Raw genomic sequence first — 25934 nt, 5'->3', positions numbered from 1 at the left:
CTCGCCAGTTACGCCAGAGCGCTCAGGCCCGGCACGAATGCCACCAGCAGCGGTACGACGGGCACCAGCGCCGCGGCCGCGGTCAACCGCAGCCGCCTGCCCGCCGTGAGCCGGGGAACCGGGGCCAGCAGCCGGTCGACCCGGTGGCGGAGCTGGGCGTCGGGGGCGGGGCAGGGACCGAAGACTCCGCGGTGCTCGTTCAGTTCGACCAGCGCCAGGGCGATGGTGAGCCGGCCGAACCGGCGCGAGGCGACATCGTCGGCGGCGAGTTCGACCAGCCGGTGCATCTCGTCGCGGAACGCGGCGAACACCGGGACCTGGGGAAACCCGTTGGCGAGCGCCGCCGAGCAGTGCAGCAGCCAGTCGTGGCGGGCTCTGGCATGGCCCTGCTCGTGGGCGAGTACCGCGTCGAGCTGGCGGCCCTTCAGACGCCGCAGGGCCGCCGTGGTGACGACCAGCTGGGGCGTGGCCCCGGGAAGCCACCACGCGTCGGGCCGCTCGCCCTCGAGCACCACCACCGGATCGTCCCCCGGGTCCTCGCCCGGCAGCAGAGGGGCGCGTACGAGGAGTTCCGCCCTGCGCCGCTTGCGCCGGACATGTGCCCGGTGGATCTCCCGGGTGAGCATCGCACCGCTCCACAGCCCCGCGCCCGCCAGGACGACGGCGAGCACCGCGGACCACGGGCCGCCCGCACCCAGCGCGTACGCCTCGACGACGGCACTCGGCGCAGGCGCGAAGACCGGGCCCCGCACCGCCTGCCAGGCCGCGGCCGCGCTGATGGTCATGGAGAGCCCGAAGCTCAGCAGCACCGCCGCGACCACGCACTGCCACACCCACAGCGCCACCACCGGCTCGCGCTCCGGCCAGTCGGCCCGTGACATCAGCCGCGGCGCGAGGACGGCGGCCAGTGCGCCGAGCGACAGCAGCGCGAGGGAGACCATCATGGGCACCAGGGTATGAGCGCCGCGCTACCCGCAGGTACGGCTTCACCCGGCAAGTGACGCACGCCACGGTCCGCGGGTGGGGCGCCCCACGGGGCGCCCCACCCGCGGACCGCAGCGGACCGGCGGACCGGCGCAGTGGCACCCACGGTGCGCGGCGGCCCGGCCGGCGCGGATCACCTGCAGCGGCGCGGACCAGGCCCGGCAGCGCGGGTCAGGGCCGATGGCGCAGCGGGTGGTCCTCCGGCACCTCCACCACCGCGATCCGCACCCCGTCCGGGTCGGTCAGCCACATCTCGACAAGGCCCCAGGGCTCGCGCAGCGGCGGTCTGTCGACGGTGACCCCGTGCGACAGCACCTGGCCGTAGGCCGCCTTGGCGTCCGGCACCTGGAGCCACAGCGAGAGGCCGGGGCCGGGGGGAGCGGCCGAGCGCCCGGAGATCTCCAGGAAGCCGCCGCCGAGGAAGTAGACCGTTCCGCGGTCGGGCCCGGTGCCGAACTCGCGGTAGATCTGGAGGCCCAGGACGTCCTCGTAGAACCGCCTGGACCGCTCGGGATGGGTCGGCCGCAGCAGGATGCGGCTGCTCAGCACATGCATCATGGCCACCACGGTAGACCGCCCGGGCCTCGCGTAGGGTCGGGCGTGGACGGCCCGCCGCGACCGTCCGCGTCCGACCGCCGCCGTGTGCGTCCGCCGCGCCGCTGCCGGATCGCGGACAGGGCCCCGCCGAACTGCGGTGAACGGCGGGGAACAGCGGTGAACGGCGAAGAACGCAGAACGGAGACCCTTATGGAGACCGCCCCGCCCCGGGACCCGGTGCAGCTGCGCTACCGCGACGCGAGACCTGCCGATGTGCCGGCCCTGGTCGAGTTGATCGAGTCGGCCTACCGCGGGGACTCCAGCCGGGCCGGATGGACGACCGAGGCGGACATCCTGGGCGGTCAGCGCACCGATGCCGAGGGCGTGCGCCAGGTGGTCGTGACCCCGGGCAGCAGGCTTCTCACGGTCCGGCGCGGCGACGAGCTCGTGGCCTGCTGCCAGCTCGAACACCGGGGTGACGCGGCGTACTTCGGCATGTTCGCCGTGCGGCCGGGACTTCAGGGCGGCGGGCTCGGGCGGCGGGTGCTCGCCGAGGCCGAGCGCATCGTGCGGGAGGACTGGGGAGTCAGCCAGATGCATATGACGGTGATCTCGGTGCGCGAGGAACTGGTCGCCTGGTACGAGCGGCGCGGGTACCGCCGTACGGGGCGGATGACGCCGTTCCCGTACGGCGACGAGCGCTTCGGGCTTCCGCGCCGGGACGATCTGCGGTTCGAACTGCTGGTGAAGGACCTGGACCTGGACGCGGCGACGCCGGGCGGCTGACCTCCCGGCCGGGGCACCGGGCTGGTGGGCCGGTCAGCCGGGCCCGCCGGCGGCCGGGTCCGGCGCCGCCGCGCCGTCAGGCGGTGAAGCGGCCGGTGCGCCGGATCTCCGGAAAGTCGGTGGTCGCGCCGTCGAGCTCGAGGGCACGCACCAGCCGCAGGTGGTCCTGGGTGTTGACGACCCATCCGATGACCCTGAGCCCCTCGTCGTGGGCATGCTCCACCGTCTCCAGGGTCAGCCGGCGGATGTTCAGCGCCAGCGCGGGAGCGCCGACGGCCAGAGCGCGCTCGACGATGTCGCTGCCCCAGCGGCTGGCGACGAGGGCCGTGCGTACCCCGGGCACCAATGCGTTGATCTCCCGCACGGCGTCGTCCTGGAACGAGGTGACCTCGATCCGGTCCACTAGATCGCGCTTGACCATCACGTCCGCGAGGACCCGTGCCACGGCCGCGTCCTTGATCTCGACCTGGAGCGGCAGGCCCACCGCGTCGAGCACCTCCTCGAAGACCGGGATGCGCTCGCCCTGACCTGCGTCCAGCTCCCGCAGCTCCGCGAGGGTCTTCTCGGCGATCGGCCCGGTGCCGTCGGTCGTGCGGTCCACAGCGGCGTCGTGCATGACGACCAGCGCGCCGTCCTTGCTGAGATGGAGATCCAGTTCGATCGCGTCCATCCCCGCCCGCTCCGCCCGGACGAAGGAACGCAGGGTGTTCTCCGGTTCGACACCCATGACCCCGCGATGACCGATGGTGAGGAAACTCAAGATCTTCTCGCTTCCGTCGATGTGTCGGGCTCGGGCCGTTCGTGCCGGCGGCTCCCGCGAGGTGGCCACCGCCCCGCGCGGCCCGCGCTGCGGCTCCCGGCGCCGCGCGGCACGGCCGCAGCCTAGTGGCCTCCACCACGGCCGTAACCGGTCGTGCATGGGGTGCCGGGCTTGGGGGAAGGCGATTCAGCGACTCAGCGGCCCCTCGTCGGCTCACTCGGGCGTGGGCGAGTCCTGGGGGGCTTGACGAAGCCGCTGCCGCGTCCCGGACGGCTCCCGTCCCTGGAGTGCCCCGGGCGGGGTCTCCTGTGGGGATTGCCGTAGCCATCGTCTCGTATGGCCCAGATCACGGAAAAATCTGCGGTGACCATGGGGGTGGGGCAGGATAATTTCCCAGGGTTCCCCTTGTGTGGGAGAACCGGGCATAGATACGGTGTCTTGACGCGAGGTTCTCCCGTGGAGGAAGTGACATGACGGAAACTCTTGTGCAGAACGCTGCGGCGGACGCGGCGACGGCCACGGCGGTGGTCGGGCATCCTGCCTGGCGGACGCTCAAGGAGGCCGTCGAGGAGATCAGGCCCTGGCAGTCCGAGGACGGTTCCATCGACTTCGGCGCCGAGGGCGCCCCGGTGCCCGCCGCAGCCGAGTACGCCGTCGAGCGTGTGACCGCCGCCGTGGAGGAGATCTCCCCGCTGCTCCCGCACGACGCCGCGTACCACCGCGCGCTCGTCGCCGATCTCCGCAAGTGGGCCGACGGCGGCTTCGCCGTGCCGGACTTCCTCGACTCGCTGCTGGCCTTCCAGCCCGCCGCCGACCGCGTGGACGGCCTGCAGCACCTGGTGGTCTTCCCCATGTACACGCAGAACGGCAACCCGGACCGCAACCTGGAGGCCGTGGTCCTGCGCATGGTCTGGCCCGACTGGCTGGCGGAGCTGGAGGCGACCCGCTACGACAACCCGCTCTTCTGCGGGATCACCTTCGAGGACTTCACCGCCGGCTACGACACCAACTCGGCTGTGCTGTTCCCCGAGACCATAGCCGTGCGCGAGGCCCCCGATCGGTTCAGCTGGGGCGGCATCTTCTGCGACCGCGAAGCCGCCCGTTTCCGCCGGGTGACCGAGGCCGCGGTGGACGTCCTCTCCGTCGACCTCCCCGAGGACGTGGCCTCCATGGTCCACGACCAGGAGCGGTGCGAGAAGGCCTTTGTCCTGTGGGACATGATCCACGACCGCACCCACAGCCACGGCGACCTGCCGTTCGACCCCTTCATGATCAAACAGCGGCAGCCGTTCTGGATGTACGGCCTGGAGGAGCTGCGCTGCGATCTCACCGCCTTCAAGGAGGCCGTGAAGCTGGAGGCCGAGGGCAACGCGCACGGCCGCGACGTCCAGTACGCGGTGCTGTTCGACCGGATGTTCCGCTTTCCCGTCACCGGCGACCGGGTGCGCAACTACGACGGGCTCGGCGGCCAGCTGCTCTTCGCCTACCTCCACAGGCACGATGTGGTGCGCTGGACGGACAACACGCTGAGGATCGACTGGGAGCGGGCCCCGCAGGTCACCAACCAGCTCTGCGCCGAGATCGAGAAGCTCTACCGCGACGGCATCGACCGCCCCAAGCTCGTCCACTGGTTCAAGGCCTACGAGCTGGTCTCGACCTACCTCCCCCCGCACCCGGGCTCCCGCTGGGCGAAGGGCCCCGACGCCCTGGACCTGAGCCAGCCGCCGCGCAAGCTCGTGGACGACGTGCTTCCGGACGAGTTTCCGCTCAGCATGTTCTTTGAGGCGCTCTCCAAGAAGCTGAAGGGCGTGATCGCCTCCACCCAGGGGATCACGGCCCGGTCCGCCGAGCGAGTCGCCGCGTGAGCTCTCGTACGGAGGAGACCAGCACGATGAATGTGAACGGCAACGGAGCCCTCGACGGTACGGTGATCGCGGTTGCCGGCGCGGCCGGCCCGGCCGGCCGCGCCACCCTGCTCCGCCTCGCCGAGGCTGGCGCGATCGTCGTGGCGTCGGACGCGGACACCGAGCGGCTCGCCCAGGCGGTCGACGAGGCCCGGTACGCGCACGGCGGGGCGACCGTCACTGGCGACACCGTAGACCTGCTCGACCCGGCCGCCACCCGCGAGTGGGCCGCCCAGACCGAGAAGGAGTTCGGCCGCGTCGACGGCCTGGTCCACCTGGTCGGCGGCTGGCGCGGCTGCGCCACCTTCGGCGAGACGGACCTGGGCGACTGGCAGCTGCTCGAGAAGCTGCTGATCCGCACGGTGCAGAACACCTCCCTCGCGTTCCACGAGGCGCTGAAGCGCAGCGACAGGGGGCGCTTCGTGCTGGTCAGCCAGTCCGGGGCGGCGAAGCCCACCGAGGGCAACGCGGCCTACGCGGCCGCCAAGGCGGCGGCCGAGGCCTGGACCCTGGCGCTCGCCGACTCCCTCAGGAAGGCCGGGGGCGAGGACGGCCCCCGTTCCGCGGCTGCCATCCTGGTCGTCAAGGCGCTCGTGCACGACGCGATGCGCGCCGAGCGCCCGAACGCCAAGTTCGCGGGCTTCACGGACGTCGGGGAACTGGCCGAGGCCATTGCCGGAGTCTGGGACCGGCCCGCCCCGGAAGTGAATGGACAGCGCCTGTGGCTGACCCCCGAGCCGTGATCCCGACGAGGACCGATGCCCGACGGCACCACGACCCCGGCGTAAGGGGCTTCGCCAGCGACAACTACGCGGGGGCCCACCCGGAGGTCCTTGCCGCCCTCGCCCTGGCCAACGGCGGCCACCAGGTCGCCTACGGGGAGGACGCGTACACGGACCACCTCCAGCGGATCATGCACAGCCACTTCGGCTCCGGCGCCGAGGCGTTCCCCGTCTTCAACGGCACCGGCGCCAACGTCACCGCCCTGCAGGCCCTCACCGACCGGTGGGGCGCGGTCGTCTGCGCCGAGAGCGCCCACATCAACGTGGACGAGGGCGGCGCTCCGGAGCGGATGGGCGGGCTGAAGCTGCTGACCGTGCCGACCCCGGACGGCAAGCTCACCCCCGAGCTGGTCGACCGGCAGGCCTGGGGCTGGGAGGACGAGCACCGCGCCATGCCGCAGGTCGTCTCGATCACCCAGAACACCGAACTCGGCACGGTCTACACGGTGGACGAGGTCCGCGCGATCGTCGACCACGCCCACGGTCTCGGGATGAAGGTCCATCTCGACGGTGCGCGGATAGCCAACGCGGCGGCCTCGCTTGACGTGCCGATGCGTGCGTTCACCAATGCCGTCGGCGTGGACGTCATCTCCTACGGCGGGACCAAGAACGGCATGATGTTCGGCGAGGCGGTCGTCGTGCTCAACCCCGACGCGGTCAGCCATATGAAGCATCTGCGCAAGATGTCCATGCAGCTCGCCTCGAAAATGCGCTTCGTCGCCGTACAACTGGAGGCGCTGCTGGCCAAGGACCTGTGGCTGCGCAACGCCCGGCACGCCAACACCATGGCCCAGCGGCTCGCCGAGGGCGTCCGGGCGGTGGACGGGGTGGAGGTCCTCTACCCGGTCCAGGCGAACGCGGTCTTCGCCCGGCTGCCGCAGGAGGTGAGCCGTCGGCTGCAGAAGCGTTTCCGCTTCTACTTCTGGGACGAGGCCGCCGGGGACGTCCGCTGGATGTGCTCGTTCGACACGGCCGAGGACGACGTGGACGCCTTCGTCCTCGCGCTGAAGGAGGAGATGGCGCGCTGACGGCGCCCACGGGGGGCGTTCCGGTGCCCGGCCCCTGGTGCCCGCCCGGATCCGCTGAGGCTGCGGCACGGCGGTGCGAAGGGGCGGGGGATGGCCGTCCCCCGCCCGGATCCGCCGTGCCCGCGCGCCGTCGAGGACGGGCCGGCCTGTCCCCCGGCCGCCGGTGAAACCCCCGTATGCCTCCTTCGTCTGTGTGCGCAAGGGGCCGCGTGCGACGTGATGATGGCCGCATGGACGTCAACGAGGTGCTGCTGCCCGGGGTCGGGATGCGCTACGAGTTCGCCAACCGGGAGGGGGACCGGATGTGCGTCGTCGCCCGCCGGTCGGGCGAATTCGAACTGATGGTCTACGAGGGGGTGGATCCGGACGAGGCGCGGGTCGTGTTCCGGCTCACCGACGAGGAGGCGGACACCCTCGCCGAGATCCTGGGTGCGCCGCGTATCGCCGAGCGGTTCGCCGACCTGACCAAGGAGGTGCCCGGACTCAGCGCCGGGCAGGTCGAGGTGCGGGCGGCCGGGCCCTTCGCCGACCGTCCGCTGGGGGAGACGAGGGCCCGGACCCGGACCGGGGCGTCCATCGTGGCGGTCGTGCGCGGCGAGGAGGTGATCCCCTCCCCGGGGCCGGGGGAGCTGCTGCGCGCCGGGGACGTGCTGGTGGTGATCGGGACCCGCGACGGGATCTCCGCGGTGGAACAGATCATCCAGGGCTGAGCCGTGAACGTCTCGGTCGCCCTGATGCTGGAGCTGGGCGCCATCCTCGCCGCGCTGAGCGTGCTCGGGGCGCTTGCCCGGCGTTTCGCCCTCTCGCCGATCCCGCTGTACCTCCTGGCCGGGCTGGCGCTCGGCGAAGGGGGCATCGCCCCGGTTCCCGCCGCCGGCCCGTTCGTGGAGACCGGCGCCGGCATCGGGGTGGTCCTCCTGCTGCTGGTGCTGGGCCTCGAGTTCACCGTGCCGGAGTTCGCCGTCAGCCTGCGCCGCCATCTGCCCAGCGCGGTGGTGGACCTGGTGCTGAACGCGACCCCGGGGGCCGTTGCGGGGTGGCTGCTCGGGCTGGACGCGACCGGGACTCTGGCCCTCGCGGGGGTGACGTACATCTCCTCCTCGGGCATCGTCGCCCGTCTGCTGGGCGATCTGCGCCGGCTCGGCAACCGGGAGACCCCCGCCGTGCTGTCGGTACTGGTGCTCGAGGACTTCGCGATGGCGGGATTCCTCCCGCTGCTGTCCGTCGTCGCCGCCGGGGGCACCTGGCGGCAGGCTCTGCTGGGCGTGCTGCTGGCGCTTGGTGCGTTGCTCGCCGCGTTCGCCGTGTCGTACTGGTGGGGGCACCGGCTGGGGCGGGCGCTGCTGCGGCTGCGCCCGGACCCGGAGCAACTGCTGCTGCGGGTGCTCGGTGTGACACTGGTCGTGGCGGCTCTCGCCGAGGCCGTCCATGTCTCCGCCGCCGTCGGCGCGTTCCTCGTAGGACTGTCGCTCACCGGGGAGGCGGCCGAGCGGGCGCGCCAGGTGCTGAGCCCGTTGCGGGACCTGTTCGCCGCCGTCTTCTTCCTCGCCATCGGTCTGGCCATCAGCCCCCCTGCCCTGCTGCCGGTGCTTCCCGCCGCCCTGCTGCTGGCGGTGGTCACGGCTCTGACCAAGGTGATGACCGGCTGGTACGCGGCGAGGCGCGAGGGCGCGGGGCCACGGGGCCGGCTGCGGGCCGGCACCGCGCTCATCGCGCGCGGCGAGTTCTCCATCGTGATGATCGGCCTGGTGGGTGTGCGGCAGGACCGGCTCGGCGCCCTGGTCGCCGCCTACGTCCTGCTGCTCGCCGTCGCCGGACCCGTGATCACCCGGTTCGCCGGGGCCCGCCCGGTCCCGGGGGCGGGGGCAGGGCGCCGCGGCGGGCACCCCGTCATTACCGGGTCCGGGTGAGGGGCGCGGCCCCCGGGCCCTCAGCGGGCCTCGCGGACCTCCGCGGGAGTGGGGGCCGTGCCCCCGAGGTGAGCGGGCACCCACCAGGTGTCGGAGGCGTCCCTGGGGCGCACCGGATAGGCGCGCTGCGCCGACTCCAGCAGTTCCTGCACACGCTCCCGCAGCCGGCGTGTGATCGCGCCGGCGTACTGGTCGGTCGGTGCCTCCATGGCCTCGCCGACGCGGATCGTCACCGGGATGTGGCTGCGCCTGAGGTTCCTCGGCCGGCCCTTGGTCCACAGCCGCTGCGTGCCCCACAGGGCCATCGGGACGAGCGGCACACCGGCCTCCTGGGCGAGCCGTGCCGCGCCGGACTTGAAGCCCTTCAACGTGAACGACGGGGAGATCGTGGCCTCCGGGAAGACACCGATCACCTCGCCGGCGCGCAGCGAGTCCAGCGCGTGGGCGTACGCATCCTCGCCCTGGCGCCGGTCCACCGGGATGTGCTTCATGCCCCGCATCAGCGGGCCCGAGACCCGGTGCCGGAAGACGGACTCCTTCGCCATGAAACGCACCAGGCGCTTCTGGGGCAGCGCGGCCATACCGGAGAAGATGAAGTCCAGGTAGCCGATGTGATTGCTCACCAGCACCGCCCCGCCGGAGCGGGGGATGTTCTCCGAACCCTGGCAGTCGATCTTCAGGTCGAGCGCCTTGAACATCGTGAGTGCGGCGCCGATGACCGGCCGGTAGACGAGCTCTGCCATGTCGGGAGAGGCCCTTCCTTCTGAGTCCCGGGGAGGGTTCTCCCAGCGGAGGTTACGCAGCCGTAGGTATTCGGCATTGGGCAGATGCTGCCCCATGTGCGGCGCAACGGCCAGTCCTCGGCGCGTCGTCCGGCGAGATTCTCGTCACGTCGTGTCACCTGGGACGCCGCCATGGTGTCCGCCGCCGGGTCCCGCCCGGTCGCGCCCGGCCTGGTGCCGCCTTCCCCGGCTCGCCCGCGCGCCGTGGCGGGGGCGGGGTGGGTCGGTCTTCGCGGTGTTTCGCGGTGTTTCACGGAACTCCGCCGTACTTCGCGGTGCGGGGCGCCGCGGCGGGGAACGCGGCAGGTGTGCGCCGCCGGGCGGCCGGCGTGTGTACGATCCGGCGGACACCCCGGCGGATGCCGCCGCGGTGGAGCCGGGCCCCTTCCCTCAGGTCGCGGGAGCACGGGGCCCGACGGCCGTCGCGGTCCCGTGCTCCCCTGGCCGTGCGGAGTGCGAGGCGGTACGCCGCGGTCCCGCGCGCGGGGTACGGGAATCATCGCGGCCGCCGGAACGCTGGACCGAGGGCGACGACGGGGCCGGCAGCATGACGGTGCCCGCGCCGACGGAGCCGGTGACGTACGCCGGTGCACCGGCGTACCGGCGGACGGAAGAAGGGCCGATGGTGATCGGGCGGCACGAGGCGCACGAGGGGTGCGAGGCGCACGAGGGGGGCGAGCAGCGCGAGGCGCGGCGGCTGGGTGCTGCCGAACTGGGGGCCGGGCTGGGGGAGAGGGCGACGCTCGTCCAGTTCTCCAGCGCCTTCTGCCAGCCGTGCCGGGCGACGCGCCGCACACTCGCGGAGGTCGCGGGGATGGTCGACGGCGTGGCCCATGTCGAGATCGATGCCGAGGGCAGTCTGGGGCTCGTCCGCGAACTGGACGTCCTGCGCACCCCGACCGTGCTGGTGCTCGACTCCTGTGGCCGGATCGTGCGCAGGGCATCGGGCCTGCCGCGCAGGGCGGACGTCATCGCGGCCCTCGGCGCGGCGGTCCGGTCCGGCGAGGAGACGCGGTGAGGGCGCGCCGCGAGGAGACGCGGCGAGTACACGGAGCGGTCCGGTCCGGCGACGGCCGGGTGACGGTCCGTGACGCAGCTCCCATCGCCTCGGACCCACTTGACTGCACGCACTCGCTCTCGTCAGTCTGACGATGTGCCGACAAAGCCCTTTCCCTCCGGCCGGAGACCGCACCGGATCGCCCTTCCTGCGCCAGCCGCGAGCGCTCGCCGCCCGGGCGTCTGAGCCGCGGCGACCCCGACCGATCCCCTCGCGGAAGGACCCCTCCATGGCGGCCAGGCCCGGCCTCGGCACCCCTCGACTCGCCTCCCCCGATCTGCTGCGCTCCGTGTTCCGGCGCCACGCCGCCGGAGTGGCGGTCATCACCGCTCAGGGCGATCGCCCGGTGGGCTTCACCGCCACCTCGCTCAGCTCCGTCGCGGCCGAGCCCCCGCTGCTGTCGTTCGGAGTCGGTACCGGCTCTTCCAGCTGGCGGGTCATCTCCGGCGCCGACCATGTCGGGGTGCACATACTCGCCGAGGAGCAGCGCGATCTGGCCGCCACGTTCGCCCGCGGGGGCGCCGACCGCTTCGCCCCGCCGACCCGCTGGCGCACCGGGCCCGAGGGTGTTCCGCTCCTGGACGGCGTGCTGGCGTGGCTGGTCTGCCGGGTGGTGGCCCGGGTACCGGCGGGGGACCACCGCGTCGTCATCGCCGAGGCGGTCGCCGGCAACCCTGAGGGGACGGGTCGCCCCCTGCTGTACCACCAGGGGAGCTTCAACGCGTTGAGGGACTGAGGGACTGAGGGACTGAGGGACTGAGGGACTGAGGGAGCGGGGGAGCGGGGGATCCCGGTTACTCAGCGTTGGCAAGGTCACAGTTCCAAGCGCTTGTTCACCGGGTACGCAGTGGATGTACTGGCGAGTAATATTTCGTTCGGAGCGCCGGTCGCCCCGACCGGAGAACCCCGCCTTCAGGCGCCTATGCTGCCTGCACAAGGCAGCTCGGTAATGACGATGCAGTAGGAGAGCCGGCGTGAGCTTGAGGATCGTTGTCTGTGTGAAGTACGTGCCCGACGCCACCGGCGACCGGCACTTCGCCGATGACCTGACCGTCGACCGCGACGATGTCGACGGCCTGCTGTCGGAGCTCGACGAGTACGCCGTCGAGCAGGCGCTGCAGATCGCCGAGGAGGCGGACGGCGCCGAGATCACCGTGCTGACCGTCGGTCCTGAGGACGCCAAGGACGCGCTGCGCAAGGCGCTGTCCATGGGTGCGGACAAGGCCGTCCACGTCGAGGACGACGACCTGCACGGCACCGATGTGATGGGCACGTCGCTGGTCCTGGCCAAGGCGATCGAGAAGACCGGTTACGACGTGGTCCTGTGCGGCATGGCCTCGACCGACGGCGTCATGGGCGTCCTTCCGGCGATCCTCGCCGAGCGGCTCGGTGTTCCGCAGGTCACCCTGCTGTCCGAGGTCTCCGTCGAGGAGGGCACCGTCAAGGGCCGCCGTGACGGCGACACCGCGTCGGAGTGGCTGGAGGCGGCCCTGCCGGCGGTCGTGTCCGTGACGGACCAGTCGGGCGAGGCGCGCTACCCGTCCTTCAAGGGCATCATGGCGGCGAAGAAGAAGCCGGTGGAGTCGCTGGACCTGTCCGACCTCGGCATCGAGGCGGAGGAGGTCGGCCTGGAGGGCGCCTGGAGCGCGGTGGACTCGGCGGCCGAGCGCCCGGCCCGTACCGCGGGCACGATCGTCAAGGACGAGGGCGAGGGCGGCAAGCAGCTCGCGGAGTACCTCGCTGGCCAGAAGTTCATCTGAGCTCCGGTCACCACCCCAACCGCCCCGCACACTTCGCAAGCAGGAGAGAAGAAGTCCCATGGCTGAAGTTCTCGTCTACGTCGACCACGTGGACGGCGCCGTCCGCAAGCCCACCCTGGAGCTGCTGACGCTGGCCCGCCGCATCGGCGAGCCGATCGCCGTCGCGCTCGGCTCCGGCGCCGAGGCGACCGCCGCCACCCTCGCCGAGCACGGAGCGGTGAAGATCCTCACCGCCGACGCGCCGGAGTTCGCCGACTACCTGGTCGTGCCCAAGGTGGACGCGCTGCAGGCCGCTTACGAGGCGGCGTCCGCCGGCGGTTCCCTGGCCGCGGTGCTGGTGCCGTCCTCCGCCGAGGGCAAGGAGATCGCGGCCCGTCTCGCGGTCCGCATCGGCTCCGGCATCATCACCGACGCGGTCGACCTGGAGGCCGGCGACGGGGGTCCGGTGGCCACGCAGTCCGCGTTCGCCGCCGCCTTCACCACCAGGTCCCGCGTGTCCAAGGGCACCCCGGTCGTCACGGTGAAGCCGAACTCGGCCCCCGTGGAGGCCGCCCCGGCCGCAGGCGCCGTCGAGGCACTGAACGTCGTCTTCGGTGAGAAGGCGACCGGCACCAAGGTCGTCTCCCGCACCCCGCGCGAGTCGACCGGCCGCCCCGAGCTGACCGAGGCCGCGATCGTGGTCTCCGGCGGACGCGGTGTCAACGGAGCCGAGAACTTCTCGGTGATCGAGGCGCTCGCCGACTCGCTCGGCGCTGCCGTCGGCGCCTCCCGCGCCGCCGTGGACGCGGGCTGGTACCCGCACTCCCACCAGGTCGGCCAGACCGGCAAGAGCGTCTCGCCGCAGCTGTACATCGCGTCCGGGATCTCCGGCGCGATCCAGCACCGGGCCGGTATGCAGACCTCCAAGACCATCGTGGCCGTCAACAAGGACCCCGAGGCCCCGATCTTCGACCTGGTCGACTACGGCGTGGTCGGTGACCTCTTCGAGGTCGTGCCGCAGCTGACCGACGAGATCAAGGCCCGCAAGGGCTGAGTGGGGCAGCACGCCCGTCCGGGGCCGCACGGTGAAACCACCGCGCGGCCCCGCGGCGTTCCGGAGGGCGATTGACGCAGATCAGTCACCCCTATAGCTTCACTATGCGGATCGTCGATTCCGTCAGGCGGAATGAAGTGAGTTGTGGAGGGTGCCGAAATGGGTCAGCAGGAGAAGGTGTCGACGAGCCTCGCCGGCGCGGTCGGCGAGCGCATCAGCGCCTCCCTCGCACCGGTGGACGCCGAGCTGGCCCGCCGGTACCCGGGAGACCCCGGCACCCGCCAGCCCGTCCACACGGTCTATGTGCCCGGAGACGCCTTCGCCCCCGGAACGATCCGGTCCTGGGGCGACCAGGCGCTCGCCCTGCTGGACGAGCACGCCCCCAACGCAGCGGCCCTCGCCCGGGTGCTCGGGCTCCCCGGCGGCCTCGCGGAGGCCGTCTACACGCGGGTGCGGACCAAGCTGGAACGCGAGCCCGTGGAGGACCTCCGCGTCGACTTCGAGGACGGCTACCACGGCCGCGACGAGGACGCCGACGCCGCCCGTGCCGCCCGGCTGGTCGCCGATGCGCACGACCGGGGAGCGGCGGCGCCCTACACCGGCATCCGCATGAAATGCATGGAGGCCGCCGTACGCGACCGCGGCATCCGCACCACCGACGTCTTCCTGACCGGGCTCATGGAGCGCGGCGGACTGCCCGGCGGCCTCGTCCTCACCCTCCCCAAGGTCACCTACCCGGAGCAGGTCACGGCCTTCGCCCGGCTGCTCGAGGCCTTCGAGAAGGCCCATGGACTCGACACCGGACGGATCGGGTTCGAGATCCAGGTCGAGACCGGCCAGGCCATCCTCGCCGCCGACGGCACCGCGACCGTCGCCCGCATGATCGACGCGGCCGAGGGCCGCGCCACCGGGCTGCACTACGGCACGTTCGACTACAGCGCCTGCCTCGGCGTCAGCGCCGCCCACCAGGCCGGTGACCACCCCGCCGCCGACCACGCCAAGGCGGTCATGCAGGTCGCCGCCGCCGGCACCGGCGTACGCGTCTCGGACGGCTCCACCAACGTACTGCCGGTCGGCGGCACCGACCAGGTGCACCAGGCCTGGCGGCTCCACTACGGGCTCACGCGCCGCGCCCTGGCCCGCGCCTACTACCAGGGCTGGGACATGCACCCCGGCCACCTCCCGACCCGCTACGCAGCCGTGTTCGCCTTCTACCGCGAGGGTATGGAGGCCGCCGCCGGGCGCCTCGCCGCCTACGCGGCACGGGCCGGGGGCGACATCATGGACGAGCCCGCCACGGCGAAGGCGCTCAGCGGCTACCTGCTGCGCGGACTGGACTGCGGGGCGCTCGACGACGCCGAGGTCGCACACCTCACCGGCCTCACCCGAGCCGAACTCGACGCCTTCGCCCGGCCGCGCCGCGGCGATCTGACGGCCACCCCCCGGTAGCCGCAACCGCCCGCCCGACTCGACGCCTTGCGGCGCGCACCGGCCGCTCCGCCGGCGGAACGCGCCCCGGCCCGTGGGAGATCGCGTTTCAGGATGCCGACACCGCCGCGGTGCACTTCTGGCGCCGCGTCGCCACGGAGGTCGCCGACGATGCCTGGACCGAGGAGCGCAGACCGGTACCCGCCCGGCCCGACGTGCCTCCTGACGTCTGGATCTCGTTCGACACGTCCTCGTAGGCTCACGGCTGAGCGTCGCGGCAGGGGAGTCGCCGACCGGGGTGCGCACAGCCCGCCCCGGTCCGACCGGGGCGGGCTGTGCGCACCCGCCGGGCGCCCCGGCCCGTGAGGCGGGAACGCCCGGCGCGCCGACCGCGGTTCAGGCGCCGGGCGGAGGGACCTCGCCCGAGCCGCGGGCGAGGAGCCTGGTGCTGAGTTCCACCCGCGTCGGGGCCTCGTGCACCCCGTCCAGCCGGCGGAACAGCCGCTCCGCGGCGGTCCTGCCCAGTGCGGCGGAGTCCTGGGCGATCACCGTGATGCCGAGCAGATCGGCGAGTTCGATGTCGTCGAAGCCGACGAGGGCGATCGGGGTGTCCCGTCCCGCCAGCAGCCGCACCGCCGTCACCGTCACCCGGTTGTTGCCCGCGAAGAGGGCGGTGACCGGCTCGGGGCCGGACAGCATCTCCTCCGCCGCCGCCCTCACCCGTGCGGGGTCCGTCGACCCCAGGGACACCCAGCGCTCGTCCACCGGCAGCCCGGCGTCCGCCATCGCGGCCCGGTAGCCGCGCAGCCGCTCCGCCGCGGTGTGGATGCGCGGCTGGTCGCCGATGAACCCTATGCTCCGGTGGCCGTGGGCGATCAGATGCGCGACGCCCTCCCGGGCGCCGCCGTAGCTGTCGGAGAGCACGGCGTCCGCGTCGATCCGGCCGGCGGGCCGGTCCACGAACACCGTCGCCACGCCCGCCTTGATCTCGGGCTCCAGATAGCGGTGGTCGTGACCGGCGGGGATCACGATGAGACCGTCCACCCGCCGCGCGCACAGCGCGAGTACCAGTTCCTGCTCGCGGTCGGGGTCCTCCGCGCTGGATCCGTTGATCAGCAGTGCCCCGTGTGCTCTGGCGACCTCCTCCACGGCTCGGCTCAGCGGCCCGTAGAAGGGGTCGGCCAGGTCCTCCAGGACCAGTCCGATCGAGGCGGTACGGCCTTTGCGCAGGACGCGCGCGCTGTCGTTGCGGCGGAACCCCAGTGCCTCGATGGCCTCCTGCACCCGGCGCTCGGTGTCCGGGGTGACGCCCGGCTCGCCGTTCACCACCCGCGAGACCGTCTTCAGCCCCACTCCGGCACGCGCGGCCACGTCCTTCATGGTGGGCCGGTTGCCGTAGCGGGTCTCGTTGCGGAGGGCGAACTCGGCCACGATGCGCAGTCCAATCGTCGTCGGGAGTGCCCGTCCGGGCCACCTGCCGGGTGCCGTGCGTGCCCGCTTCGGGGCTGTGCGAGGCTATGGCGTCGAGCATAGAGCCTGGACAACGTTGTCATCGGCAGGGAGACTGGTCGTACCAGCCGCTGTCACCAGTCCCCGGGAGATCCACACCGATGCATAACGACCTCGTCGCCGCGCTCGACATCGGCGGAACCAAGATCGCCGGCGCACTGGTGGACGGCAGCGGCGGGATTCACGCCAGGGCGCAGCGGCCGACGCCGGCGCGTGAGGACGGGGAGACCGTGATGGGCGCGGTCGCTGCGGTCCTCGGTGAACTCCGCCGCTCGCCGCACTGGCTCCGCGTCGCCGCGGTCGGCATCGGCAGCGCGGGCCCGGTGGACGCGTCCGCAGGCGCCGTCAGCCCGGTCAACATCCCCGGCTGGCGGGGATTCCCGCTGGTGGACAGGGTGCGGAGGGCCACCGGAGGACTGCCGGTGGAACTGGTCGGGGACGGCGTCGCCATGACCGCGGCCGAGCACTGGCAGGGCGCCGCCCGCGGATACGACAACGCCCTGTGCATGGTCGTCTCCACGGGAGTCGGCGGCGGGCTCGTACTCGGCGGCAGGCTGCACCCGGGGCCGACCGGGAACGCCGGCCACATCGGCCATATCAGTGTGGATCTCGACGGGGACCTCTGCCCGTGCGGATCGCGGGGATGTGTGGAGCGGATCGCGAGCGGCCCCAACATCGCCCGCCGGGCCCTGGAGGAGGGCTGGCGTCCCGGCGAGGACGGCGACGCCACCGCGGCCGCCGTAGCCGCGGCCGCCGCTGCGGGCGATCCGGTGGCCGCCGCCTCCTTCGAGCGCGCGGCGCAGGCGCTGGCAGCGGCAATCGCTGCCACCGCCACGCTCGTCGAGATCCGCATCGCCGTGATCGGCGGGGGAGTGGCGGGAGCGGGCGAGGTCCTCTTCGCCCCCCTGCGCCGTGCCCTGCAGGACTACGCCAGGCTCTCCTTCGTCCAGGGACTGGTCGTCGCCCCGGCCCTGACGGGCACCGACGCGGGTCTGCTCGGCGCGGCCGCGGCGGTGTCACCCCGCCTGCGGGGCGGGGCGGCGGCCACCGCGGCGGGCTGAGCGCCGCCGGTGCGCGGACGCCGGGCCGCGCACCGGAGCGGCAGGTCGGTCGCCGCCGCCGGGCCCGTGGCCGCCGCCGCTCCGAGCGGCGGCGGGGCCTGCGTGGTCGCGGCGAACAGGGCCGCAGCGACTGTGGCTCTTTCCGCGTGCCCCCCTTCGCACGGCCGGGCTCCCCGCCGCGCGGTCGCCGCGGCTCCGGCCCGCGCGGTACCCGACTGCGCCGGGGGCGGGCGCCGATGCGCCCGCTCGGGCCGGCGGTGCGATGCGTGCGCCGCACGGGCACGGAGGCGTACCGGGCCGAAAGACCCCGGCCGCGGGTTTCCCGGGACGCCGCCTGCGGCATCACGGACATGGGCACGACGCAGAGGGGTGCTCCTGTAGCACCGGTCCCGGGTGCCGCCCACCCCCAACGCGTCGCAGCCCGGCCGGACCGCATCCCGCCGGTCCGGCGGCCACGTGATACAGCGTCCCGTGCTGCGCTGCCGACCGCGGCTCGCGCACGGCCCCCTGCCGGCGGACGGCCGCCGGCAGCCGGGGACCTCGCACCGCCGTGCCGGTGCGCGGGCGCTGCCGGGGCCCGTGACCCGGACCGCCGGTGGCGGCGGCCCGTTCCCCCGGACGCCCGCGACCGGGCGCGGTGCCCGATCGCCGCCGCAGGCCCCGCCCGGGCACCGGTGCGCGCATCCGCCGGCAGTGCAGGTGACGACCGCTCACGCCGTTGCCCCTCGTGGGGCAGAGGAAGGAGGAACCCGATGGCCTGGTGCCCGTTCGCCAGAAAGATGGAGCTCCAACCCGAGAGTGACGGCCAGCCGGCGATCCGGCCGACACAGATGATCTTCCACAGCATCGCCGCCCCGTGGAGCGTGGAACGGCTCTACGAGTACTGGCAGTCCACCTCACTCGAAAGCCACTTCGGCCTCGACTACGCAGGCGACCTGGGGCAGTACATCGGCACCGAGACCCGGGCCGACGCCAACGCCGGGGCCAACCGGCGCGCTGACGGGACGGGCGCCGTCTCGATCGAGACGGCCTCGAACACCAGCGCGTCGGACCCCTGGACCGACAAGCAGGTCGAGAAGCTGATCGCCCTCGGCAGCTGGCTGCACCAGCGGCACGGCATTCCGCTGCGGGTCTGCCGCTCGGCTGCCGACCCCGGCTACGGTTACCACCGCCTGTACACCGACTGGTCGTTGTCCGGCACCGTCTGCCCGGGTGACACCCGGGTGAGCCAGTTCAGAGACGTCGTCTTTCCCGGAATCGTCGCCCGGGCGACCGGACAGAGCCCACTTCTGGAGGATCCCGACATGCCGTTGATGCTGAACGAGTCCAACGCCGTGGACGTCCCGCTCCGTTCCGGCGTGTGGACGGGCCTGGCCTTCACGGACGCCGTGGTGCACGCGGGACCGCGCCGTCACTCGACCCTGGTCCACCTGCTGTTCGCCGACAGCACCCATGAGGAAGCGCGCATCGAGGGCCGCTTCTATCTCACGGACACCGCAGGAAGGAACCCGTCCGCGTACCTCACCGTCACCGGGCAAGGGCCCGGCGGCCATCAGTTCCAGTGCAGTGCCGACGTGCCCAGCGGCCGTCACCTGCGGTTCGAGGTCCGGGCCACCACACCGGACGGGTCCTCGGTGCAGCTGCTCCACCGGGTGCTCTCGGGACCGTACTGGGCCGTGTGATCCCGGGCTGACCGCTCGGCGGTACCGGAGTCCTGCCGGGGGATCACGACGAGGAACGCGTCGGAGTCCAGGTCCATCACGACCTCCGCCGGGACGCCCTCGTCCCGGCGCGCCCGCGCGAACTCCTCGGCCGCTCAGCTGCCTCGCGGGCCATCGGCGGGCAACCTCTCCAGCACCGTGCGGCGCACCTCGCACCCCCTTGCTCGTCCCCGATCTCCAACGAACCTCCGTACGGATGTGTGACGGCCCGGCCGCGCGACGGGCCTGACGCAACCGGAGTGACGTTTCCGTGGCAGGGTGTTGCGGGCAGTCCACAGGGGGCTACGGAGGAGGGGGAACCGTGATCGTCTGGATCAACGGTGCGTTCAGCGCGGGCAAGACGGCCACCGCTCGCGAGCTGATCGATCTGATCCCGAACAGCACGTTGTACGACCCCGAGGTGACCGGTGGTGCGATGCGGGCCCTGCTGCCGCAGAAGCGGCTCGCCGAAGTCACGGACCACCAGGACCTGCCGATCTGGCGCAGGCTGGTCGTGGACACCGCGGCCGCGCTGCTCGCCGAGGTCGGCGGGGTGCTGGTGGTCCCGATGACCCTGCTGAGGCAGGAACACCGCGACGAGATCTTCGGTGGTCTCGCCGCGCGCCGGATCCCGGTCCGGCATGTGCTGCTCCGCACGGACGAAACGATCCTGCGGAACCGGATCGCCACCCGCGATGACCTGGGCGTCCCCGGCGGAAGCCCGGGGGAGGCCGACGCCCAGCACCACGTCGAGCGCTACCGCACCGCACTCCAGTGGCTGCTCGCCGACGCCCACGTCGTCGACAACTCCCTCCTCACACCGAGGGAGACGGCGAGGACGGTGGCCCGCGCCGTCCGCTCCGGCGAGGCCGCGGCCAGCGACATCGTGCAGACGGCGGAACCGACGTCCGAGACCCTCGCGGCCGGGGTCCTGCTCTTCGACGAGCAGGACCGGGTGCTCCTCGTCGATCCCACCTACAAACCCGGCTGGGAGTTCCCCGGCGGGGTCGTGGAGTCCGGCGAGGCCCCGGCCCGCGCGGGCGTCCGGGAGGTCGCCGAGGAGATAGGGATCGAACTCGACTCCGTACCGCGGCTGCTCGTCGTCGACTGGGAACCGCCCCGCCCACCCGGTTACGGAGGGCTCCGGCTGCTCTTCGACGGAGGACGGCTCAGCCGCGACGACGCGGCCGCGCGGGTGAGCCTGCCGGGGGCCGAGCTGCGGGGCTGGCGCTTCGCCTCGGAGGAGGAGGCCGCGGGGATGCTGCCCCCGGTGCGCTACGAGCGGTTGCGCTGGGCGCTGCGCGCCAGGGAACGCGGGACGGTGCTCAACCTGGAGGCCGGCGTGCCCGTCTGAACGAGTACGGGACCGGCCGCCGGTGCGGTGCGGTGTGGTGTGGTGCGAGGAGCGGGCGGGGCGGTCTGCCGCACCTCCACCGGACGGTACCGCCTCGCCACCCGCGTGGTCTCGCGCCAGGAGACGAACCGTGCCGGCCCCGGGTCCACGGCGCCGCGCGCTCACGGGACCGCACCGGCCGCTGCGGCGCTCAGCGCGGCGGCCGCGTCCTCTGTGAGGGGGGCGCCGTGCCCGAAACACACCGCGGACGGTGCCAGGGAGGCCAGCCGCCGTACCGAGTCCACCAGCCGCTCGCGGTCCACGTTGAAGACGCCCGGCATGACCTGGCCGGCCCTCGCGACGGTGTCCCCGGTGAACAGCACACCGTGGGCCGGCAGATGGACCGCGATCGAGCCGTCCGTATGGCCCGGGACGTGCACCACCCGGGCGCCGCCGCCGAAATCCAGCTCGTCGCCCTCCGCGACCTCCCGGTCCACCCGCACCGGCGGAGCCTCGGGGACGGGGAGAGTCTGCTCGTACAGGAAGATCTCCCAGTCCGGCATGGCCGGTTCGGGCGCCGGCGCCGTGCCGCGGATCACCGGTGCGTCGAGCCGGTGGGCCAGCACCTCGGCCCCGTAGCGGCCCGCGAGTTCCCCAGCGGCACCGATGTGGTCCCGGTGGCAGTGCGTCAGCACGATCCTGCGCAGCCCTGCCGGATCGTCGCCGAGCGAGCGGATCGCCCGTTCGACGCCCGGTGCGGCGGTCACGTCCCCGGCGTCGACCAGGGTGAGTTCGTCCCCGTCGCGCCAGAGGTACGCCTGGCCGACGCGGAACCGGAGCATGTGCAGCCGGGGCAGTATCTCGACGATGTCCATACGGCGAACGTACGCGGTGGCGGCGGCTCGCGACCGGGCGTTTCGCCCTCGGCGTGCCTCGCCGGGAGGGCGGCCCCGGCCGAGGCCGCCCTCCCGTCAAGCCGGCTGAGAGCGGGCGTAGTTGACCAGGAAGTGAGCCTCGGCCACGGACATCCGCTCCAACTCCTCCGGGGAAACGCTCTCGTTGACGGCGTGGATGCGGGCGTCCGGATCGCTCAGCCCGATCAGCAGGATCTCGGCCGACGGGTACAGCTCGGAGAGAGTGTTGCACAGCGGGATCGAACCGCCCATGCCGGCGGTCTGCATCTCCTGCCCGGGATAGGCGACGCGCATGGCGTCCGCCATCGCCTTGTACGCCGGGCTGCCCGTATCGGCGAGGAAGGGCTGGCCCTGGCCGATCTGTTCGACGCTCACCCGCGCGTTCCACGGCGTGTGCTTCTCGATGTGGGCGAAGAGCAGCTTCGTCGCCTCAGCGGCGTCCTGGCCGGGCGGTACCCGCAGGCTGATCTGTGCGCGGGCACTCGCCGGCACGGAGGGGGTGGCGCCCGCGACGGGGGAGCAGTCGATGCCGATCACCGTGACGGCGGGGCGCGCCCAGATCCGGTCCGCGACGGTGCCGCGGCCGATCAGATCGACCCCGTCGAGGACCCTGGCGTCCTTGCGGAAGTCCGCCTCGGGATACTGGAGTCCGTCCCAGGCGGCGCCGGCGTCCAGCCCCTCGACCACCGTAGAACCGTCCTCGGCGCGCAGTGAGTCCAGTACGCGGATCAGCGCCGCCAGGGCGTCGGGGGCGGCTCCGCCGAACTGCCCCGAGTGCAGATTGCCCTCCAGGGTGTCGACGGTGACCCGGACCATCGTCATACCGCGCAGCGTCGCGGTGACGGTGGGCAGTCCCACCCGGAAGTTCCCGGCGTCGCCGATGACGATCGCGTCTGCGGCGAGTAGTCCCGGGTGCGCCTCGGCATACCGCTCGAGGCCGCCGGTGCCCTGCTCCTCCGAGCCCTCGACGATCACCTTGACCGAGACGGGCACACCGCCGTTCGCCTTGAGGGCACGCAGCGCGAGCAGATGCATGAGGAAGCCGCCCTTGCAGTCGGCGGCCCCGCGTCCGAACCAGCGGCCGTCGCGCTCCGTGAGCGCGAACGGGGGCGACACCCACGCCGACTCCTCGAGCTTCGGCTGCACGTCGTAGTGGGCGTACAGCAGCACGGTGCGAGCGCCCTCGGGGCCAGGGAGGAGGCCGTAGACCGACTGCGAGCCGTCGGGGGTGTCGAGCAGCGCCACGTCCCGGAAGCCCTCCGAGCGCAGCGCGTCCGCGACCCAGCCGGCGGCGGCCTCGCACTCGCTCCCCGGCGCTACCGCGGGATCCGCCACCGACTCGAACGCCACCAGTTCCGCGAGCTCCGCCTTCGCGCGGGGCATCAGGGACGCGACGGTCTCGGCGATCGGATTCCCGGCCATGGGCACGCTCCTTGTGGGTGCGACGTTGTGTGGAGGGCGAAGTTACGGCGATCCTCCCACAGCGGAACGGGTGGAGGCAGCGCCGTAGGATGCCGTGGAGACCTTGGGCCGAGCGTCGGATCGGGAGCAGAAGCACATCGTGAGCAGCGAGAACGCAGATGCCGCCAGCGGGCGGGACCAGCCGGTGTGGGACGTCGTCGTGGTCGGCGCGGGGCCGGCGGGAGCATCGGCGGCCTATGCGGCCGCGGTGGCGGGCCGGCGGGTGCTCCTTGTGGAGAAGGCCGCACTCCCCCGCTACAAGACCTGCGGCGGTGGGATCATCGGCCCCTCGCGGGATGCGCTGCCACCCGGTTTCGAACTGCCCCTGAGGGACCGGGTGCACGCGGTCACGTTCTCGATGAACGGCCGGCTGGCCCGGACGCGGCGCTCACGGCGGATGCTGTTCGGGCTCGTCAACCGCCCGGAGTTCGACGCCGCACTGGTGGAGCACGCCAAGAAGGCCGGCGCCGTCCTGCGCACCGGTGCCGCCGTCGTCCGGGTGGAGCAGCACGGGCCGGCCGTGCCCGACCGCCGCACCGTCGCGGTCGTGCTCGCCGGCGGGGAGACCGTGCTCGCCCGTGCCGTGGTCGGGGCGGACGGCAGCGCGAGCCGCATAGGCGCACACGTCGGGGTGAAGATGGACCAGGTGGACCTGGGTCTTGAGGCCGAGATCCCGGTGCCCGCAACGGTCGCCGAGGACTGGGCGGGCCGGGTGCTCATCGACTGGGGCCCGATGCCCGGGAGTTACGGCTGGGTCTTCCCCAAGGGCGATGTGCTCACCGTCGGGGTGATCTCGGCACGCGGCGAGGGTGCCGCGACCAAGCGCTATCTCGAGGACTTCATCGCCCGGCTGGGGCTGGCAGGGTTCGAGCCGGCCGTCTCCTCAGGGCATCTGACCCGCTGCCGCAGCGACGACTCCCCGCTGTCCCGCGGGCGGGTGCTGGTCTGCGGCGACGCGGCGGGGATGCTGGAGCCGTGGACCCGGGAGGGCATCTCCTTCGCACTGCGCTCGGGCCGGCTGGCCGGGGACTGGGCGGTGCGGGTCGCGGAGGCCGGCGACGCGGTCGACGCGCGCCGCCAGGCACTGAACTACGCCTTCGCGGTCAAGGCGGGGCTCGGGGTGGAGATGGGCGTCGGCAGTCGGATGCTCTCGGCGTTCGAGCGTCGCCCGGGCATCCTGCATGCCGCGATCACGGGTTTCCGTCCGGCCTGGAAGGCGTTCGCGGACATCACGCGCGGGGCCACGACACTGGCCGGCATGGTGCGTACGCACGGGTTGGCCAGGCGGGCCCTGGAGGCGATGGACCGCTCCCGTCCCGCGCCGGCGGTGGGGGACGGCGCCGCTGACGCCGCTGACGGACGGGAGGGGACGGGCGGGGTGCGGGCCGCGTCCTGAACTGCGCGCGGCCGACCGCTCCGTGCGCCGGACGCGGTGAGCCGCGCGCCCGGTAGCGGTGCTGATCCGGCCGCCTGGCGTCCAGCGGCTACCGCTGCCGTCCTACGGGACCCGGCCCGACCCGTCACCCCGTCTGCGCGCCGCGGGCGGTCCCGTCCGGCCGACCCGGCGGAACTTCCCGCACCGTCTCGCGCGTGTGCCGCCGCAGGAGCGGCCCGGGTACGGGGGACGGTGCCCCCCAGGGGTGGGGAGAGCGGCGCCGCGGGAGCCGCCCCTGCCGCCGCTGCGGGCGGCCCCCGCAGTGTCCCCCGGCCTGCAAGATCATGGGAGACTTCGCCCATGAACGGCAAGGCGACGAGCACCCGGACGCGGCTGGAGCGTGGCCGCGGCGCCCTCGGCCCCGCGCTGGAGCTGGTCCATACGGGGCGTGCGCCCACCCGGGCCGTGCTGACCGCCGAGTTGGGCGTCACCAGGGCCACGGCCGGCGCGGTCGCAGCGGAACTGGAAGCGCTCGGTCTCATCCGGGTGGACTCCCGCCCCGGGGCTGCCTCCGGCTCCCAGGGCCGCCCCTCCCACCGGCTCGCCGTGGACGGGAACGGGCCCGTCGCCCTTGCCGCCCAGGTGCACGCGGACGGATTCCGGGCCGCGCTGGTCGGACTCGGCGGGACGATCGCCGCGACCGCACCCGGCTGCGTCACCGTGTCGGCCGATCCGGCTCAGGTGCTCGGCGACGTGGTCCAGGCGGGCGCGGCGCTGCTGGAGGAGTCCGGTCGCCGCTGTGTCGGCGCGGGACTCGCCGTGCCCTCGGCGGTCGCCGAACCCGACGGCACCGCCCTCAACCCGCTGCATCTCGCCTGGCCCGCGGGTGCTCAGGTCCGCGATCTCTTCACCGAGTGCGTGCGGGCGGCCGGCCTCACGGGGCCCGCCTTCACCGGCAACGACGTCAACCTCGCCGCCCTCGCCGAACACCGGCACGGGGCCGGCCGCGGAGCCCGGCACCTCCTCTGCGTCGCCACCGGCCACCGCGGCGTCGGCGGTGCGCTCGTGCTCGACGGCAGACTGCACACGGGCAGCTCCGGCCTCGCGCTCGAGGTCGGCCATCTGACCGTCAACCCCGAGGGGCGCGCCTGCCATTGCGGCAGCCGGGGCTGCCTCGACGTGGAGGCCGACCCGCTCGCGTTCCTCACCGCGGCGGGTATCGACCCCGGTCCCGAGGTGTCACTGCTCCAGCAGGCCAGGGACCTGCTGCGCGAGGAGTACGACAACCCGGCGGTGCGGACGGCGGCCGAGGAGATCGTGGACCGGCTCGGCCTCGGGCTCGCGGGGCTCGTCAACATCCTCAATCCGGACCGCATCATCCTGGGCGGTCTGCACCGCGAACTGCTCGACGCCGACCCGGAGCGCCTGCGGGCGGTGGTCGCCGACCGCAGCCTCTGGGGCCGCAGCGGCAGTGTGCCCATCCTGCCGTGCACCCTCGACCACAACAGCCTGGTGGGTGCGGCGGAACTGGCCTGGCAACCGGTGCTGGACGATCCGCAGAGCGTGCTGGCGCAGCGTGTTCCGTGAGCGCGCCCGCGCGGCACGAAACCCGTGTGCGATCGGCACGGTTCTGCCGGTGAGTGCGTCCCGGAGGTCCGCATCGCCGCGCCGGCAGCACCCGTGAGCGGGTGGACCGTCACCGGGCGAGCTGCTTGCGCGGCCACCGGGGTGTCCTCGGCCGGCCCCGCGTACCTCACACTGATGCCTGATGCCTGATGCCTGATGCCTGATGCCTGATGCCTGACGCCCCGCCCGAGCGGTGTCCCGTGC

The 25934-nt window shown here is 73.1% G+C and carries 24 protein-coding genes and 1 pseudogene; 17 read left to right on the top strand and 8 right to left on the bottom strand.

From position 1 onward, the window contains the following. Positions 1-8 precede the first annotated feature (8 nt). Complete coding sequence (locus tag SCWH03_RS04395; protein ID WP_173262059.1) at positions 9-944, bottom strand: M56 family metallopeptidase; 936 nt, start codon at positions 942-944, stop codon at positions 9-11. Positions 945-1155: 211 nt separating this feature from the next. Beyond that, positions 1156-1542 (bottom strand): VOC family protein, encoded by a 387-nt coding sequence (locus tag SCWH03_RS04390; RefSeq protein ID WP_173262055.1) that lies wholly within the window; start codon positions 1540-1542, stop codon positions 1156-1158. Between the two features lie 189 nt (positions 1543-1731). Between SCWH03_RS04390 and SCWH03_RS04385 the strand changes: the two genes are divergently transcribed. After that, a complete protein-coding gene (locus SCWH03_RS04385; protein ID WP_173262052.1) occupies positions 1732-2307 on the top strand; it encodes a GNAT family N-acetyltransferase in 576 nt (191 codons plus the stop codon). 76 nt (positions 2308-2383) lie between these two features. Here SCWH03_RS04385 and SCWH03_RS04380 read toward each other — a convergent pair whose 3' ends face one another. Beyond that, on the bottom strand, positions 2384-3067 hold the full coding sequence (locus SCWH03_RS04380) for a glycerophosphodiester phosphodiesterase (protein ID WP_173262049.1): 684 nt from the start codon (positions 3065-3067) through the stop codon (positions 2384-2386). Between the two features lie 470 nt (positions 3068-3537). On the opposite strand from SCWH03_RS04380, the gene SCWH03_RS04375 reads away from it, so the two are divergent. From SCWH03_RS04375 to SCWH03_RS04355, 5 genes are all read left to right on the top strand, one after another. After that, the gene (locus SCWH03_RS04375) at positions 3538-4932 is read left to right on the top strand and encodes a DUF6421 family protein (RefSeq protein WP_173262046.1); all 1395 of its coding nucleotides are present in this window, start codon (positions 3538-3540) and stop codon (positions 4930-4932) included. A 26-nt stretch (positions 4933-4958) separates the two neighbouring features. After that, positions 4959-5714, top strand: coding sequence for an SDR family NAD(P)-dependent oxidoreductase (locus SCWH03_RS04370; protein ID WP_173262524.1), 756 nt, complete (start codon positions 4959-4961; stop codon positions 5712-5714). Then, on the top strand, positions 5711-6781 hold the full coding sequence (locus tag SCWH03_RS04365) for a threonine aldolase family protein (RefSeq protein WP_371872611.1): 1071 nt from the start codon (positions 5711-5713) through the stop codon (positions 6779-6781). Before SCWH03_RS04370 ends, SCWH03_RS04365 begins: the two co-directional genes overlap by 4 nt. A gap of 230 nt (positions 6782-7011) precedes the next feature. Further along, complete coding sequence (locus SCWH03_RS04360; RefSeq protein WP_173262040.1) at positions 7012-7491, top strand: cation:proton antiporter regulatory subunit; 480 nt, start codon at positions 7012-7014, stop codon at positions 7489-7491. A 3-nt stretch (positions 7492-7494) separates the two neighbouring features. Continuing rightward, positions 7495-8691 carry a cation:proton antiporter gene (locus tag SCWH03_RS04355; protein WP_173262037.1) on the top strand — a complete coding sequence of 399 codons (1197 nt, stop codon included), beginning with the start codon at positions 7495-7497 and terminating at the stop codon, positions 8689-8691. A 20-nt stretch (positions 8692-8711) separates the two neighbouring features. On the opposite strand, the gene SCWH03_RS04350 is transcribed toward SCWH03_RS04355, so the two are convergent. After that, positions 8712-9434, bottom strand: coding sequence for a lysophospholipid acyltransferase family protein (locus SCWH03_RS04350; RefSeq protein WP_173262035.1), 723 nt, complete (start codon positions 9432-9434; stop codon positions 8712-8714). 661 nt (positions 9435-10095) lie between these two features. Between SCWH03_RS04350 and SCWH03_RS04345 the strand changes: the two genes are divergently transcribed. From SCWH03_RS04345 to SCWH03_RS04320, 6 genes are all read left to right on the top strand, one after another. Then, positions 10096-10491 carry a thioredoxin family protein gene (locus SCWH03_RS04345; RefSeq protein WP_254076553.1) on the top strand — a complete coding sequence of 132 codons (396 nt, stop codon included), beginning with the start codon at positions 10096-10098 and terminating at the stop codon, positions 10489-10491. Between the two features lie 268 nt (positions 10492-10759). Then, positions 10760-11266, top strand: coding sequence for a flavin reductase family protein (locus tag SCWH03_RS04340; protein WP_173262032.1), 507 nt, complete (start codon positions 10760-10762; stop codon positions 11264-11266). 238 nt (positions 11267-11504) lie between these two features. Then, complete coding sequence (locus SCWH03_RS04335; protein WP_173262029.1) at positions 11505-12290, top strand: electron transfer flavoprotein subunit beta/FixA family protein; 786 nt, start codon at positions 11505-11507, stop codon at positions 12288-12290. A gap of 58 nt (positions 12291-12348) precedes the next feature. After that, positions 12349-13323, top strand: coding sequence for an electron transfer flavoprotein subunit alpha/FixB family protein (locus tag SCWH03_RS04330; protein ID WP_173262026.1), 975 nt, complete (start codon positions 12349-12351; stop codon positions 13321-13323). A gap of 159 nt (positions 13324-13482) precedes the next feature. Next, positions 13483-14772, top strand: coding sequence for a DUF6986 family protein (locus SCWH03_RS04325; protein ID WP_173262023.1), 1290 nt, complete (start codon positions 13483-13485; stop codon positions 14770-14772). Between the two features lie 110 nt (positions 14773-14882). Continuing rightward, entirely contained in the window at positions 14883-15008 is a 126-nt protein-coding gene (locus SCWH03_RS04320; RefSeq protein WP_371872608.1) for a hypothetical protein, read from the top strand. 139 nt (positions 15009-15147) lie between these two features. Here SCWH03_RS04320 and SCWH03_RS04315 read toward each other — a convergent pair whose 3' ends face one another. After that, the gene (locus SCWH03_RS04315) at positions 15148-16131 is read right to left on the bottom strand and encodes a LacI family DNA-binding transcriptional regulator (RefSeq protein ID WP_173262518.1); all 984 of its coding nucleotides are present in this window, start codon (positions 16129-16131) and stop codon (positions 15148-15150) included. Positions 16132-16361: 230 nt separating this feature from the next. Between SCWH03_RS04315 and SCWH03_RS04310 the strand changes: the two genes are divergently transcribed. Both SCWH03_RS04310 and SCWH03_RS04305 read left to right on the top strand, forming a co-directional pair. Next, complete coding sequence (locus tag SCWH03_RS04310; RefSeq protein ID WP_173262020.1) at positions 16362-17321, top strand: ROK family protein; 960 nt, start codon at positions 16362-16364, stop codon at positions 17319-17321. Positions 17322-18073: 752 nt separating this feature from the next. Continuing rightward, on the top strand, positions 18074-19003 hold the full coding sequence (locus tag SCWH03_RS04305) for a peptidoglycan recognition protein family protein (protein ID WP_173262017.1): 930 nt from the start codon (positions 18074-18076) through the stop codon (positions 19001-19003). A gap of 17 nt (positions 19004-19020) precedes the next feature. On the opposite strand, the pseudogene SCWH03_RS30095 reads toward SCWH03_RS04305, so the two are convergent. After that, positions 19021-19191 (bottom strand): annotated as a pseudogene (locus SCWH03_RS30095) (DUF8839 family protein); the annotation flags it as partial. Positions 19192-19343: 152 nt separating this feature from the next. Here SCWH03_RS30095 and SCWH03_RS04300 point away from each other — a divergent pair. Then, positions 19344-20375, top strand: a complete 1032-nt coding sequence (locus tag SCWH03_RS04300) for an NUDIX hydrolase (RefSeq protein ID WP_173262014.1) — start codon at positions 19344-19346, stop codon at positions 20373-20375. Positions 20376-20536: 161 nt separating this feature from the next. On the opposite strand, the gene SCWH03_RS04295 is transcribed toward SCWH03_RS04300, so the two are convergent. Beyond that, on the bottom strand, positions 20537-21229 hold the full coding sequence (locus SCWH03_RS04295; protein WP_173262010.1) for an MBL fold metallo-hydrolase: 693 nt from the start codon (positions 21227-21229) through the stop codon (positions 20537-20539). A 96-nt stretch (positions 21230-21325) separates the two neighbouring features. Then, positions 21326-22690 (bottom strand): dipeptidase, encoded by a 1365-nt coding sequence (locus SCWH03_RS04290; protein WP_173262007.1) that lies wholly within the window; start codon positions 22688-22690, stop codon positions 21326-21328. 139 nt (positions 22691-22829) lie between these two features. Between SCWH03_RS04290 and SCWH03_RS04285 the strand changes: the two genes are divergently transcribed. Beyond that, on the top strand, positions 22830-24125 hold the full coding sequence (locus tag SCWH03_RS04285; protein ID WP_254076552.1) for a geranylgeranyl reductase family protein: 1296 nt from the start codon (positions 22830-22832) through the stop codon (positions 24123-24125). 339 nt (positions 24126-24464) lie between these two features. Beyond that, positions 24465-25691: an ROK family protein gene (locus SCWH03_RS04280; protein WP_173262001.1), complete on the top strand. Its 1227-nt coding sequence runs from the start codon at positions 24465-24467 to the stop codon at positions 25689-25691. Positions 25692-25934: the final 243 nt, after the last annotated feature.

Source organism: Streptomyces pacificus (assembly GCF_011766325.1).
GTDB classification, from domain to species: domain Bacteria; phylum Actinomycetota; class Actinomycetes; order Streptomycetales; family Streptomycetaceae; genus Streptomyces; species Streptomyces pacificus.
The sequence above is the reverse complement of the archived record's forward strand: the minus strand, read 5'-3'. Positions and strand labels throughout refer to the sequence as shown.

What these genes read in the sequence shown, in the direction of transcription:
- SCWH03_RS04375 (WP_173262046.1), top strand. Translation starts at nt 3,538, where the DNA reads ATGACGGAAACTCTTGTGCAGAACGCTGCGGCGGACGCGGCGACGGCC.
- SCWH03_RS04370 (WP_173262524.1), top strand. Translation starts at nt 4,959, where the DNA reads ATGAATGTGAACGGCAACGGAGCCCTCGACGGTACGGTGATCGCGGTT.
- SCWH03_RS04280 (WP_173262001.1), top strand. Translation starts at nt 24,465, where the DNA reads ATGAACGGCAAGGCGACGAGCACCCGGACGCGGCTGGAGCGTGGCCGC.
- SCWH03_RS04350 (WP_173262035.1), bottom strand. Translation starts at nt 9,434, where the DNA reads ATGGCAGAGCTCGTCTACCGGCCGGTCATCGGCGCCGCACTCACGATG.
- SCWH03_RS04325 (WP_173262023.1), top strand. Translation starts at nt 13,483, where the DNA reads ATGGGTCAGCAGGAGAAGGTGTCGACGAGCCTCGCCGGCGCGGTCGGC.
- SCWH03_RS04315 (WP_173262518.1), bottom strand. Translation starts at nt 16,131, where the DNA reads ATGAAGGACGTGGCCGCGCGTGCCGGAGTGGGGCTGAAGACGGTCTCG.
- SCWH03_RS04385 (WP_173262052.1), top strand. Translation starts at nt 1,732, where the DNA reads ATGGAGACCGCCCCGCCCCGGGACCCGGTGCAGCTGCGCTACCGCGAC.
- SCWH03_RS04390 (WP_173262055.1), bottom strand. Translation starts at nt 1,542, where the DNA reads ATGATGCATGTGCTGAGCAGCCGCATCCTGCTGCGGCCGACCCATCCC.
- SCWH03_RS04360 (WP_173262040.1), top strand. Translation starts at nt 7,012, where the DNA reads ATGGACGTCAACGAGGTGCTGCTGCCCGGGGTCGGGATGCGCTACGAG.
- SCWH03_RS04310 (WP_173262020.1), top strand. Translation starts at nt 16,362, where the DNA reads ATGCATAACGACCTCGTCGCCGCGCTCGACATCGGCGGAACCAAGATC.
- SCWH03_RS04290 (WP_173262007.1), bottom strand. Translation starts at nt 22,690, where the DNA reads ATGGCCGGGAATCCGATCGCCGAGACCGTCGCGTCCCTGATGCCCCGC.
- SCWH03_RS04305 (WP_173262017.1), top strand. Translation starts at nt 18,074, where the DNA reads ATGGCCTGGTGCCCGTTCGCCAGAAAGATGGAGCTCCAACCCGAGAGT.
- SCWH03_RS04340 (WP_173262032.1), top strand. Translation starts at nt 10,760, where the DNA reads ATGGCGGCCAGGCCCGGCCTCGGCACCCCTCGACTCGCCTCCCCCGAT.
- SCWH03_RS04345 (WP_254076553.1), top strand. Translation starts at nt 10,096, where the DNA reads ATGGTGATCGGGCGGCACGAGGCGCACGAGGGGTGCGAGGCGCACGAG.
- SCWH03_RS04330 (WP_173262026.1), top strand. Translation starts at nt 12,349, where the DNA reads ATGGCTGAAGTTCTCGTCTACGTCGACCACGTGGACGGCGCCGTCCGC.
- SCWH03_RS04395 (WP_173262059.1), bottom strand. Translation starts at nt 944, where the DNA reads ATGATGGTCTCCCTCGCGCTGCTGTCGCTCGGCGCACTGGCCGCCGTC.
- SCWH03_RS04295 (WP_173262010.1), bottom strand. Translation starts at nt 21,229, where the DNA reads ATGGACATCGTCGAGATACTGCCCCGGCTGCACATGCTCCGGTTCCGC.